Origin of the sequence: Curtobacterium sp. ER1/6 (assembly GCF_001742745.1) — a bacterium.
GTDB lineage: Bacteria > Actinomycetota > Actinomycetes > Actinomycetales > Microbacteriaceae > Curtobacterium > Curtobacterium citri.
This window is the reverse complement of sequence record NZ_MJAK01000005.1, coordinates 109,386-121,739: the sequence shown is the minus strand read 5'-3', so window position 1 is coordinate 121,739 and position 12,354 is coordinate 109,386. Positions and strand designations below refer to the sequence as shown.

Annotated in this window: 10 protein-coding genes; 4 read left to right on the top strand and 6 right to left on the bottom strand. The window is 73.5% G+C overall.

Annotated features, from left to right (window positions below):
* The first annotated feature begins 66 nt into the window (after nucleotides 1-66).
* A complete protein-coding gene (locus Cus16_RS09690) occupies nucleotides 67-321 on the top strand; it encodes a hypothetical protein (RefSeq protein WP_069712456.1) in 255 nt (84 codons plus the stop codon).
* A 48-nt stretch (nucleotides 322-369) separates the two neighbouring features.
* Here Cus16_RS09690 and Cus16_RS09685 read toward each other — a convergent pair whose 3' ends face one another.
* The gene (locus Cus16_RS09685; protein WP_083263863.1) at nucleotides 370-3,816 is read right to left on the bottom strand and encodes an efflux RND transporter permease subunit; all 3,447 of its coding nucleotides are present in this window, start codon (nucleotides 3,814-3,816) and stop codon (nucleotides 370-372) included.
* Nucleotides 3,817-3,868: 52 nt separating this feature from the next.
* Complete coding sequence (locus tag Cus16_RS09680; RefSeq protein ID WP_069712455.1) at nucleotides 3,869-5,311, bottom strand: PLP-dependent aminotransferase family protein; 1,443 nt, start codon at nucleotides 5,309-5,311, stop codon at nucleotides 3,869-3,871.
* Nucleotides 5,312-5,373: 62 nt separating this feature from the next.
* On the opposite strand from Cus16_RS09680, the gene Cus16_RS09675 reads away from it, so the two are divergent.
* Nucleotides 5,374-6,102, top strand: a complete 729-nt coding sequence (locus tag Cus16_RS09675) for a YczE/YyaS/YitT family protein (RefSeq protein ID WP_223246577.1) — start codon at nucleotides 5,374-5,376, stop codon at nucleotides 6,100-6,102.
* Nucleotides 6,045-6,914, top strand: coding sequence for a sugar phosphate isomerase/epimerase family protein (locus Cus16_RS09670; protein WP_069712454.1), 870 nt, complete (start codon nucleotides 6,045-6,047; stop codon nucleotides 6,912-6,914). Before Cus16_RS09675 ends, Cus16_RS09670 begins: the two co-directional genes overlap by 58 nt.
* A 71-nt stretch (nucleotides 6,915-6,985) precedes the next feature.
* On the opposite strand, the gene Cus16_RS09665 is transcribed toward Cus16_RS09670, so the two are convergent.
* Genes Cus16_RS09665 through Cus16_RS09650 form a run of 4 tightly spaced genes read right to left on the bottom strand, consistent with a single transcriptional unit; the run spans nucleotide 6,986 to nucleotide 11,254 of the window.
* Nucleotides 6,986-8,017, bottom strand: coding sequence for a Gfo/Idh/MocA family protein (locus tag Cus16_RS09665; RefSeq protein ID WP_069712453.1), 1,032 nt, complete (start codon nucleotides 8,015-8,017; stop codon nucleotides 6,986-6,988).
* Nucleotides 8,014-9,027 carry a Gfo/Idh/MocA family protein gene (locus Cus16_RS09660; RefSeq protein WP_069712452.1) on the bottom strand — a complete coding sequence of 338 codons (1,014 nt, stop codon included), beginning with the start codon at nucleotides 9,025-9,027 and terminating at the stop codon, nucleotides 8,014-8,016. Before Cus16_RS09660 ends, Cus16_RS09665 begins: the two co-directional genes overlap by 4 nt.
* On the bottom strand, nucleotides 9,024-10,037 hold the full coding sequence (locus tag Cus16_RS09655; protein ID WP_083263862.1) for an ROK family protein: 1,014 nt from the start codon (nucleotides 10,035-10,037) through the stop codon (nucleotides 9,024-9,026). The genes Cus16_RS09660 and Cus16_RS09655 overlap by 4 nt, the downstream gene beginning before the upstream one ends.
* The gene (locus Cus16_RS09650; RefSeq protein WP_069712451.1) at nucleotides 10,034-11,254 is read right to left on the bottom strand and encodes an ROK family transcriptional regulator; all 1,221 of its coding nucleotides are present in this window, start codon (nucleotides 11,252-11,254) and stop codon (nucleotides 10,034-10,036) included. The genes Cus16_RS09655 and Cus16_RS09650 overlap by 4 nt, the downstream gene beginning before the upstream one ends.
* A gap of 139 nt (nucleotides 11,255-11,393) precedes the next feature.
* Here Cus16_RS09650 and Cus16_RS09645 point away from each other — a divergent pair, with 139 nt between their 5' ends.
* A complete protein-coding gene (locus tag Cus16_RS09645; protein WP_083263861.1) occupies nucleotides 11,394-12,350 on the top strand; it encodes a carbohydrate ABC transporter permease in 957 nt (318 codons plus the stop codon).
* The last annotated feature ends 4 nt before the right edge of the window (nucleotides 12,351-12,354 follow it).

Genomic DNA, 12,354 nt, shown 5'->3' with positions numbered 1-12,354 from the left:
TGCCCCGTGCGGGTGGCACCCGGATTCGGGTGTGCGGCAGCTGATCGCTCCGAACAGACTTCCTGTGTGACCGACACCATCGACCGTCCCCTGAGCGTCCCGACCGAGTGGCCCCACCGCAGCTCCGTCCGGACCTACGCGGAGCTCCTGCTCGGACTGTCGTTCACGGCCGCGGTCGCCTTCGGGGGCTACTCGGCAGCGACCGGCCGCATGGCCGTCGCCGCGCAGGGGGCTGCGATCGTGTTCCTCGTCACGCTGACCTGCGTCGTCGTCTCGTGGTTCCGCGAGGTCGACGCGGAGGAGTCCGGCTCCCGCGACTGAGCGGACGGCCGCCGGCCGCCCGGCCGACGTGGCCCGTCCTGCGTCCCGCTACGCCTCCGCCGTCCCGGTGTCGGCCCCGTCGCGCTCGGCGGCCCCGTCGTGCTCGGCCCCGTCACGCTCCGCGGCCCGCGCCGCCCGTCGGTCGGCCCGTCGCTCGAAGAGCCCCTCGACCACCGAGTAGAGCGCCGGCAGCACCACGAGGGTCAACAGCGTCGAGGACACCAGCCCACCGATCACGACCAGCGCGAGCGGCTGCGAGATGAACCCGGACTTCCCGGTGAGCCCGACCGCCATCGGCAGCAGCGCGAAGATCGTCGCCAGTGCCGTCATGAGGATCGGCCGGAGTCGCCGGGTCGCGCCCTCGACCAGTGCCTCGCGCACCCGGAGTCCCCGGCGCCGGTACTGGTTCACCAGGTCGATGAGCACGATGGCGTTCGTCACGACGATGCCGACGAGCATGAGCAGGCCGATGATCGAGGCGACACCAAGCGGGATGCCCGTGACGATCTGCAGCAGGACCGCACCGGTCGCCGCGAACGGGATCGAGACGAGCAGCATGAGCGGCTGCCGCAGGCTGCGGAACGTCGCGACCATGATCACGTAGACGATGAGCACGGCCACGAGCACCGCGAGCAGCAGCTGGCTGAACGCCGACGACTGGCTCGACGCCACACCGCCGATCGTCGCCGACGCGCCGCGAGGCAGGTCGAGCCGGTCCACCGCCGCCGTGACGTTCTGCACGGCCTCGCCGAGGTTCGTCGAATCCGGCGTCACCGTGATGGTCGCGGTGCGGACCGCGTCGGACGTCGTGATCGTCGTCGGTCCGTCGGACTGCTCGATCGTGGCGACGTCGGACAGCGGGACGTCACCGCTCGCGGTCGGGATCGACAGCGCCTTCAGGGCGTCGATCGTCGTGGGCGGCTCCGGGGCGGCGATGTAGACGTCGAGGGTGGCGTCGTCGATCTCGACGCTGCCGGTGTCGCGCGGGGACACCGACGCGGCGACGATCCCGCCGACCTGCGTCTCGGTGAGCCCGCGCTCGGCCGCCTTGCTCCGGTCGACCTTCACGGCCAGGTACGGCTCGGCGGCGGAGAGGTTGCTCGTCGCCCCGGTCGTGCCCGCGACGCCGCGCATCTGCGTGAGGACCTTGCCGGCCGCGGTCTCGAGCTCGGCCTGGGTCGGCGCGGTGACGTCGACCTCGATGTCGCTCGACCCGCCGAACCCGCCGCCGCCCGACGACAGGCTGACCTCGCCGACGCCGTCGATCCGCCCGATGCGGTCACGGGCCGCCGACTGGATCGTCGTCTGGTCGGCAGCCGCGTCGGTCGTGACGTTGTACTGCACCGACGCCGAGGCGCCACCGCCGAACGCCGCCTGGATGGACTGGCCGCTCGACCCGATCGTGGTCTGGACGGTCTCGACGCCGGAGACGTCGCGCAGGACGCCCTCGACCTTGCGGGCGGCGTCCGACTGCTCGTCCAGGCTCGTGCCCGGCTCGAGGTCCTGCGTCACGGTGAAGGTGTTCTGCCCGGAGTCGCCGAGGTAGCTCGTCTTGACGAACGGGACGGCCGCGGCGGTGCCACCGAGCACGAGCAGGGCGAGGACGAGCACGAGCGCCGGACGACCGATCGCCCAGCGGAGCACGGGCAGGTACCCGCGGCGCAGCCGGTCGGAGGTGCCCGCGTCGTGCAGGCCGTCGGCCGAGGCCAGGGCACCGGTGGCGGCGGCCGGGGCGGAGGCGGCGGGCTGCGGCTCCCGGGCGGGACCGGCGTCGGCGTGCCGGTGCGTCCGCGGCGCACGGAGGAACCAGTACGCCAGGACCGGCACGATCGTCAGCGACACGAGCAGCGAGGCGATCAGCGCCATCGTGACCGTGAGCGCGAACGGCCGGAAGAGCTCGCCGACGAGCTCGGCGACGAAGGCCACGGGCAGGAACACCGCCACGGTGGTGAGGGTGGACGCGGTCACGGCGCCCGCGACCTCGCGCACGGCGTCGAGCACCGCCCGTCCGCGGTCGACCCCGGGTTGCAGGTGCCGCTTGATGTTCTCGATGACCACGATCGAGTCGTCGACCACGCGGCCGATCGCGATCGTCAGCGCGGCGAGCGTGATGATGTTGAGCGTGTAGCCGGCCGCCTGCATGCCGATCGCGGCGAGCAGCACCGACGTCGGGATCGAGATCGCCGTGACCAGCGTGGAGCGCCAGGACAGCAGGAACACGAGGATGACGACGACCGCGAAGCCGAGGCCGAGCAGCCCCTCCTCGGCCAGCGAGTCGATGGACTGCTGGATGTAGGGGGCCTGGTCGAAGACGACGGTGAACTGCGGGGAGCCCGCGACCTTCGCCTCGATGCCGGGCAGGGCGGCCTTCACCGTCTCGGAGACGTCGACGGTGTTCGCCTCCTGCGTCTTCGTGATGGCGATGGTCAGCGCGGTCTTGCCGTCGACACGGCTGATCGACGTGCGCGGCGACTCCTCGATCTGCACGGTCGCGACGTCGCCGAGCGAGGTCGGCGTGGAGGCCGTGGTCGCGCCCGTCCCGCCGGTCGCGGTGGTCCCGGTACCGGTCTGACCCGCGCCGGACTGGCCCGCGGCGGTTCCGCCGGCCGTGCCGTCACCGGAACCGGCGGCTCCGGTGCCGGTCCCCGTGCTGCCCGGTGCGCCGGCCGCGGCGCCGCCCTGGGTCGCGGCACCGCCGGCACCCGAGGCCGGACCGGACGAGCCGGAGCCCGACCCGGAGCCCGACGACCCCGACCCGCTCGACGCGGTCAGCGGCAGCCCGCGGATGTCGTCCAGGGACGCGATGCGCTCACCCGTCTGCACCGAGAGCGTCCGGCCGTCCTGCGTGATGGTGCCGCCCGGGATGAGCGTGCCGTTGTCGTCGAGCGCGTCCGAGATCGACTGCGTCGTCAGCCCCCGCGACGCCAGTTCGTCCTCGTTCGGCGTGATCACGACGCGGCGGCCCGGGTTGCCGAACACGTCGGCCTGCCGGACGCCGTCGAGCTTCTCGAGGTCCGGCACCGCGGTCGCGTTCAACCGGTCGACCAGCTGCTCCTGGTTGCCGGAGCCGGTCACCGCGAGCTGCAGGACCGGCAGGTCGTCGAAGGACCCGGTGACGATCTGCGTCTGCACGGTGTCCGGCAGCGAGAGCGCGTTCACCGCGGTCTGGATCTTGTCCTCGGCGCTCGCCAGGTTCGAGCCGTAGTCGAACGACGCCGAGACGACGCTCTGCCCGGTGGACGAGGTCGCGCTCGTCGACTCGAGGTCCGGCACCACCTGGATCGCCTGCTCGATCTTCGTCGAGACGTCGTTCGACACGACCTCCGGCGTCGCGCCCGGGTAGGCGCTCACGATCGCCACCTGGGGGAACTGGACGCTCGGGATGAGCTCCTGCTTGAGGTTCGTCAGCGCGATGCCGCCGAACACCGCGACGACGATCGTGACGAGCGCGATGAGGGCACGGTTGCGGAGGCTGAAGACCGAGAGGAAGTGCACGAGCCGATCCTCGCAGTTCCACCTGCGAACAGAACCGGCTGCCCGCCGCCGCTCAGACGACCGCGGCGAGCGACCCGCGGACGCCCGTGCCCTCGCCCCCGACGCGGGCCCACGCCCGCGCGAGCACGTCGACCATGCGCTCCCGGTCGGCCGCCCCCATCGTGTACGGCACCCGCAGGAAGCGCTCGAACCCACCGTCGGGGCCGAACACCCCACCCGAGGCGAGCACGACGCCCTCGGCACGCGCCGCGAGCACGAGCGCGCTCGACACCGGCCGGCCGAGCCCGACCCACGTCGTCAGGCCGCCGTCCGGCGAGGGGACGTCCCACTCGGGCAGCCGCGCGCGCAGCGCGGCCACGACGTCGTCGCGACCGGTGCGCAGGGCGGTGCGCCGCGCCTCCAGGACGGCCGCGGTGCGCGGGACGAGCTCGCGCGCGACCAGCTGGTCGAGCACGGGCGTGCCGAGGTCGCCCGTCGGGCGGGCGAGGAGCAGCCGCTGCAGCAGGTCCGGGTCCGCGCGGATCCACCCGATCCGCAGCCCGCCCCAGAACACCTTGGCCGCCGAGCCGATCATGACCACCGCCGGGTCCGCCGTGGCCAGCGGCGGTGCGGGCGTGCCGTCGATGCGGAGCTCGCCCATCGTCTCGTCGGCCACCACGACGGTCCCGGTCGAGGCCGCGACGGCGAGCAGGCGCTCCCGGGTCGCGGCGGACATGGTCGCCCCGGTCGGGTTGTGCAGTTCGGGCATCAGGTAGGCGACCGCGGGCGCGGTCCGGCGGAGCGTCGTCTCGAGCGCCGTGGCGTCCCAGCCGGTGCGCGCGTCGACGGGGACGCCGACGAGTCGACCGCCGGCCTCGCGGAACGCCTCGTGCGCGTGCGGGTAGGTCGGGGACTCGACGAGCACCGTGTCGCCGCGGCGGACGAGCACACGGGCGAGGAGCGCGATGGCGTGCTGGGCGCCGATCGTCACGACGACCTGCGACGGGTCGGTCGGCAACCCGCGCTCGGTGTACCGGTCGGCGATCGCGGCGCGGAGCCCGGGATCGCCGACGGTGTCGTAGCCGATCCCGGCGAGCGCCGCGGGCACGTACCGGACCGCGCGCTCCACGGCCTCGGCGACCTCGGGCGCGGCGTGCATCGCGGCCTTGCGGAGGTCGAGCAGGTCGTCCCCGACCACGCCGCCGGGCCGCTCGGGATCCGGACGCCCGACGAGGTCCCGCGGCAGGTGCACGACGCTGCCGGAGCCCCGGAGCGACACGAGGAAGCCGTCGGACCGGAGTCGGGCGTACGCGTTCGCGACCGTGGTCCGCGACACCCCGAGGGCGTCGGCGAGCCCGCGTTCGGCCGGGAGCCGGACGCCGAGCGGCACCCGCCCGTCGATCACGAGCACGCGGAGCGCGTCGGACAGCGCCTCGTACGCCGGGGCACCGCTGGCGGCACGCCAGTCGGTGAGCAGGAGGGCGGCGGCGCGGGCGCTCAGCGAGACCGGGGACACGGGTCCACCGTAGTGCGATTGGCTCTCGACCAACAGGCCAATCGAGGACGAGCATCATCGGCATGCACCGCACCCCCGCCCTCGTCCTGCGTTCCGTCCAACTGCTCGTCGGCCTGTTCCTCTACGGTGCGTCGACCGCGCTGCAGGTCCGCGCCGTGGTCGGCGTCGGGTCGTGGACGGTCCTGACGCAGGGCCTGGAGAACGTGCTGCCCTGGTCGTTCGGCGTCATCACCGTGGTGTCGAGCGTCGTGATCCTGCTGCTCTGGATCCCGCTCCGCCAGCGGCCCGGCATCGGCACGCTCTGCAACGTCCTGGCGATCGGCCCCGCCGCCGACCTCGTGCTCTGGCTCGTCCCCGAGCCGGACGGGCTGGTGGCCCGGGTCCTGCTCTTCGCGGCGGGACTGGTGCTGCTCGCGGTCGCGACGGCGTGCTACATCGGCGCGGGCCTCGGCACCGGTGCGCGCGACGGCCTGATGGTCGGCGTGCACGAACGGTTCGGCTGGCCGCTCTGGCTCGCGCGGACCGTGATCGAGGTCACCGTCGTCGTGGTCGGCTGGCTCCTCGGCGGCGACGTCGGCGTCGGCACGGTGGTCGCCGCGTTCGTGATCGGGGCGATGGTCCAGCCGCTCATGCCGCTCTTCCGTCGGCTGCCGTGGTCGCCCACCCGCACGAGCGGCGCGGGGGCCGTCCACACCCCTGGTGGCGGCGAGACCGGAGCGGCTAGGGTCGCGCCATGCGCCTCGGAGTGTCCTCCTACAGCTACGCCCGATCCCTCCAGCGCGGTGCGCTGACGATCCTCGACGTGGTCGACCGCGTCGCCGACGCCGGCGGCGAGCACCTGGAGATCGCAGCCGGTGGCTTCGGCGACGACCTGCCCCGGCAGCCCGACCTGGTCGACCGCATCCGCGAGCACGCCGCGTCGCGCGGCATCGGGCTCGCGAACCACGTGATCGGCGCGGACTTCTCCGACCCCGCCACGGTCGACGCCGAGGTGACGCGCGTGCACGAGCACCTCGACGTCGCGCACCGGCTCGGGATCACCCGGTTCCGCCACGACGTGGTGCCGTGGGCGTGGCGGGACGCGGACCACGCCGAGTTCGAGCGGGTGCTCGCACGGGTCGTGCCGGTGTGCCGTGCGGTCGCCGAGCACGCCGAGACGCTCAGCATCACGACCATGGTCGAGAACCACGGGTTCGCGTTCAACGACAGCGAGCGGATCCTGCGGCTCGTGCACGAGGTCGACCGACCGAACTTCCGCACCCTGCTCGACGTCGGGAACTTCGTGTGCCTCGACGACGACCCGCTCCGGGCGGTGCAGCGGACGCTGCCGGTCGCGGCCGTCGTGCACCTCAAGGACTTCCTGGTGCGCGAGACGCCGCCCGCCGCGGACGGCTGGTTGTCGACCCTCGCCGGTCGCGCGGTGCTCGGCACGGTCGTCGGGCACGGGGACCTGCCGCTGGGTCGGATCGTGGAACGGATCGTCGCGAGCGGCTTCGACGGGCCGGTGTCGATCGAGTTCGAGGGGCTCGAGGACGACGTCGACGCCGTCGAGCGCGGGCTCGTGAACGCACGCCGGCTCTGGGCGGCGGCCGGCGGGTCCTGAGACCGCGTTCGAGACGGACGGGAGGCGCGGTGCCGGCTGGCACCGCGCCTCCCGACCGTCACGGGGTCGCGTCAGACGGACCGCGCCCGCACCGTCTCGCCGCTCGCCGCCGACTCCTGCGCCGCCAGCACGACCGCGAGCGTGCGCAGCCCCACGGCCGCGTCGGGCTGGGGCTGCTCTCCCCTGCGGACGGCCGCCACGAACGTCTCGAGCATCGCCGCGTCGAAGTCCGGCCCGTAGGGCAGCACCACCGACCGACCGCTCCCAGCGTCGAGCCCGCGGACGCTCGGCCGGAAGAAGTCGACGTCCACCGACCCCTCGGTCCCGACGACGGTGAGGGCCAGCCCGCCCCACGTCGGCGACGTGTCCGGCCGGCTCCACGAGCAGTCGATCGCGGCGATCGTGCCGTCGGCGTAGGTGATCGTCACCAGGCCCGCGGTCTCGGCCCGTGCGCGTGCCGCGTGCAGCACCCGGTTCGTCACGGCCGTGACGGTGACCGCGGGCGTGCCGTCGAGGAGCGCGTCGAGCAGGTCCGCGATGTGCACCACGTGGTCGACGATCGCGCCGCCGCCGGAGAGCTCCGGCTCCGTGAACCACGACCGCGTCAGCGGGAGCATGCCGTTGTTCGCGCCGCGCACCGAGAGGACGTCGCCGAGCCGTCCGGCACGCTTCGTCGCGCTGAGCCGGGCGAAGGTCCCGGCGAACCGCACCGGGAAGGCGACCATGAGGAGCACGCCCGCGGCGTCGGCGGCGGCGCGCATGGCCAGACCGTCCTCCCACGTCGTGGCGAGCGGCTTCTCGCACAGCACGTGCGCCCCGGCGGCGGTGGCCTGCTCGACGAGGGCACGGTGCCGGGCGTTCTCGCTCGTGACCACGACCGCGTCGACGCCCTGCGCGAGGAGCTCCTCGACGGTGTCGACGTACGGCACGTCGAGGGCCTCGGCGAGCTCGCGGCCGCGGAGGTCGACCAGGTCGGTGCCGGTCGACGTGCCGTCCGGGTCGGTGCCGACGACCTCGACGTCCGGCATCGCCCGGAGCGCGGCGAGGTAGGAGATCGCGTGCGTGTGCGCGAAGGACAGCACGCCGATGCGCAGGGGGCTCATGCGCTGACCGTCCCGTGCGTGCGGCCGGCGGCGGGCTCGAGGTCGACGGGCTGGCCGGTCTCGACGGAGCGGAGCGCAGCGTTGACGATCCGGACGGCGGTGGCGCCGTCCTCCGCCGAGACGCGCGGCACCGCGCCGCCCCGGAACGCCCCGAGGTACTCGCGGATCTCGAGGAAGTAGGGGTCCTCGGTGGGGTCGAGCTCCGGCAGGTCGCCGCCGACGGCCTCCTCGTCGAGGAGCTCCGCCGTGTAGTTCCGCTCGTCGCGGGAGTCGTGCGACAGGGTGCCGAGCGTGCCGGCTGCGGAGAACTCGGTGACGAACGGCAGGTGTGCCGGGCCCCAGATGCCCGCGACGTGGCTGATCGCGCCCGACGCGTGGGTGAGCAGGACGTGCGCGGCCTCGACGGGGTGGTCGACGGTGCCCTTCCGCACGTGCACCGCGCTGACCCGGACGACGTCGCCGGCGATCCAGCGGGCGATGTCCAGGTCGTGGATCATCTGGTCCATGATGATGCCGCCGGAGAGTGCGGGGTCGGCGAACCAGGCCGAGCGGGTCGGGAACGCGCCGGACCGCACGAACCGCAGGACGGCGAGCTCGCCGAGCTGCCCGGCCTCGACGGCGGCCTTCAGCCGGACGTACTCCGGGAAGTACCGCACGACGTGCGCCGGGTAGAGCTGCCGCCCGGCCTCGTGCGCCAGGCGGACCAGGTCGTCGGCGTCGGCGTCGGTGCGGGCGAGGGGCTTCTCGCTGATGACGTCCTTGCCGGCGGCGAGCGCGGCACGGACGACCTCGGCGTGCGCGTAGGTGGGGACGACGACGTCCACCACGTCGACGCGGGCGAGGAGCTCGTCGAGGGAGCCGACGACCTCACCGCCGTGCGCGGCCACGAGTTCCTCGGCACCGACCTCGGAGAAGACGACGACGTCACCGATGCGGAGCAGGTTCGGCAGGTGGGCGTGGGCGATCACCCCCGCGCCGACGAGGCCGATCCGGAGTCGCTGTTCGGTCATGGGGTCCTCCTGGTTCCGTGGTCTGGTCCTGGTCCTGGTGCTGGTGCCGGTTCGGCGGCGGCCGTGGCGAGCAGTGCGGCCCCGGCCAGTCCCGCGCCGGCGCCGGCGAGCGACTGCTCGATGCGGGGCGACGGCCGCCAGCCGAGCCGGGCGTCGACGGCCGTGCGCAGCGGGGCGAGCAGTCGCTCCCCGGACTCGCCGAGTCCCCCGCCGACGACGACGACCGCGGGGTCGAGCACGGCCGCGAGGATCGCGACACCGGCGGCGAGCGCGTCGACCGCGTCCGCCCACACCGCGGCGGCAACGGGGTCGGTGTCCACGGCGGCGACGATGTCCTCGGCGCCGCCGTCGATGGTGCCGCCGGCCTCGCGGTAGCGCCGCGCGACGTTCCGGGCGGACGCGTACGCCTCGACGCAGCCGCGCTGTCCGCAGGTGCACTGCTCGCCACCGGGTCGGACGCAGACGTGCCCGACCTCGCCGGCACCCCCGGCGGCGCCGACGACGAGCCGGCTGTCGACGACCAGGCTCGCGGAGATGCCGGTACCGATCGGGATGAAGACCATCTCGGTGACGTCGCGCCCGGCCGCGGTCCGTGCGGCGATCTCGGCCGTCGCCGCGGCACGGGCGTCGTGCGCGACCGCGACGGGGACGCCGTACCGGTCGCCGAGGAGCGCGACGATCGGCAGGTCGCGCCAGTCGAGGTTCACCGCGACGACGACCGTGCCCGACGGGGAGTCCACGACGCCGGGGGTGCACAGGCCGATCGCGGCGAGCGGGTGCCCGGCCCGGTCGGCGGCATCGGCCAGTCGGTCGACGACCGCGGCGATCGCGGCGAGCGCCGGGCCACCGGCGGCCAGGGCGTCGACGACCGGCGCAGCGCCGAAGGTCGGGACGACGACACGGTCGAGCACGACGTCGCCGACCCGGACCATCCCCTTGACCGTGGTGCCGCCGACGTCGACGGCGACGACCGCCCCGCGTCGCTCGGACGTCCCCTCCGCGGCGCTCACGCGGTCTGCTCCGCTGCCGTCCGGACGAGGTCGTCGATCCGCGTCGGCGCCAGGACCTCGTCGACCGCGAGCACGGTGGCGCCGCGGATGCCGGCGTCACGCGGCGAGGCGCTGGCCCGCACGTCGAGCGCATCGGCGACCATCGGCAGGCACGACCGGTAGAGCTCCCCGCGGATCGTCGCGACGAGCACGGACGAGGCGGACATCGCCCCCGCGAGCACGACCTCGCTCGGGTTGCAGAAGTTCACGATGCCGGAGAGCACCCGGCCGATGTGCTCGCCCGCCCGTCGGAGTTCGTCGAGCGTGTCGGTGTCGCCCTGCGCGGCGAGCGCCAGGACGTCGCTCGTCCCGCCGACGCGGTGTCCGGCGGCACGGAGCCGCGCGACGATCGCCCCGCCGGAGGCCACGGACTCCAGGCAGTCCGGCACGCCGCAGGTGCAGCCGATGGAGGCCTCGCCGTCCACCGGCGTGTGGCTGATCTCCCCCGCCGCGCCGCTCACGCCGCGGTGCAGCCGACCGTCGAGCAGGACCCCGGAGCCGATGCGGGTGCCGAGCTTCACGGCGACGAGGGTGCCGACGCGGTCCGGGCCCGGACGCTCGGCGAGGGCGATGAGGTTGGCGTCGTTCTCAACGAGGACGGGGACGTCGGTGTACTCGGCGAACAGCTCGGGCAGCACGGCCCCGTGCCAGGACGGCTCGAACGACGGCGTCGCCACGCTCCCGCCCGGGTACGACACCGGCGCGGGGACGCTGATCGCCGCACCACGGAAGCGCGCCATGTCGAGCCCGCTGTCCGCCGCCAGCTCGACGAAGCGCTCCCACAGCGCGGCGACCGAGGCCCGGGGTCCGGCCGCGACCGGGACGGTGCCGGCACCGTGCTCCAGCGCGTCGGTGTCGGCGAGCACCGTGCCGGCGAGGTCGGTCAGCACGATGCGCACGTGGTGGGCGCCGAGGTCGGCCGCGGCGACGAAGCCGGCGTCCGCGACGAGCTCGAGCCGTCGTGCCCGGCGACCGCCGCGCGACCCCTCGGCACCGCTCTCGCGGACCAGGCCGAGGGCCATCAGGGCGTCGACGCGGGCCGAGGCCGTGGACGGCGCGAGGCCGGTGCTGCGGGCGATGCTCGAGCGCGAGGTCGTGTCCGAGACACGGACCAGGCGGAGGACGTCCCCGACCGATCCGGGGCTCCGTGCCATGTCCTGGAAGTGCTGCTCGTGCATGCCGTCACTGTAGCGATGAAACGGTCGATTGCCGAACGAAGTCGTCGCACAATCGACTGTTTACTTTTGGTGATCGAACGGTAATGTGCTCGAAACAGCCGATTCCTAGCGTTCAACGACGAGCCAAGAGGAGGTCCGCATGACGAGTGCGGTTCAGAACCCGACCAGGGTGACCGTTCCCGGTCGACGGTCGTCCACCGCGGACGCCAGCCGGATGGAACGACGCGAGGGCCGCGCGGGCTACGTGCTGATCGCCCCGACGACGGTGCTGCTGGCGCTGTTCTACCTGTACCCGCTGGCGCAGACGGTCTTCTACTCGTTCACGAACTGGAACCCGGCGTCGGGCGAGACGAACGGCTTCGTCGGACTGTCGAACTTCACCGGGCTGTTCCGCGACGGCGAGTTCGTCCGCGCGGCGGGCAACACCGCGCTGTACGTCGTCGTGGTGGTCCCGGTCACCATGGCGATCGGGCTGTTCTTCGCCGCGCTGCTCGCCCAGCCCTTCCGCGGCCGCGGCGTCTACCGGGCACTGCTCTTCGTGCCGTACATTGCGCCGATCGTCGGCAGCGCACTGATCTTCAGCTTCATCCTGTCGCCGCTCGGCGGCCTGGTGAACGGGGTCGTCACCGCACTCGGCGCACCCCCGATCGGCTTCCTGACGTCCGAGCCGTGGGCACTGGTCTCGGTCATCGTGTTCTCGATCTGGCAGGGCGTCGGCTACACGATGATCATCTACTCGGCCGCGCTGACGAACATCCCGCAGTCCTACATGGAGGCCGCGACGCTCGACGGCGCCGGCCCGATCCGCCGCTTCTTCACGATCTCGCTCCCCCTGGTCGCCCCGACCACGGGCTTCCTCGCCATCACGGGCGTGATCGGCGCCCTGCAGGTCTTCACCCAGGTCTACGTCCTGACCCAGGGCGGTCCCATCAACTCCAGCGAGACGATCCTCTACTACATCTACAACCAGGGCTTCGTGTTCTTCCACGGCGGCTCGGCCAGTGCCGCCGCCGTCCTCCTGCTCATCGTCGGCATCCTCGTCGCGGTCGTCCAGCTGCGGGTCATCAACCGCCGCGACCCCATCGAGCTGAACTAGGACC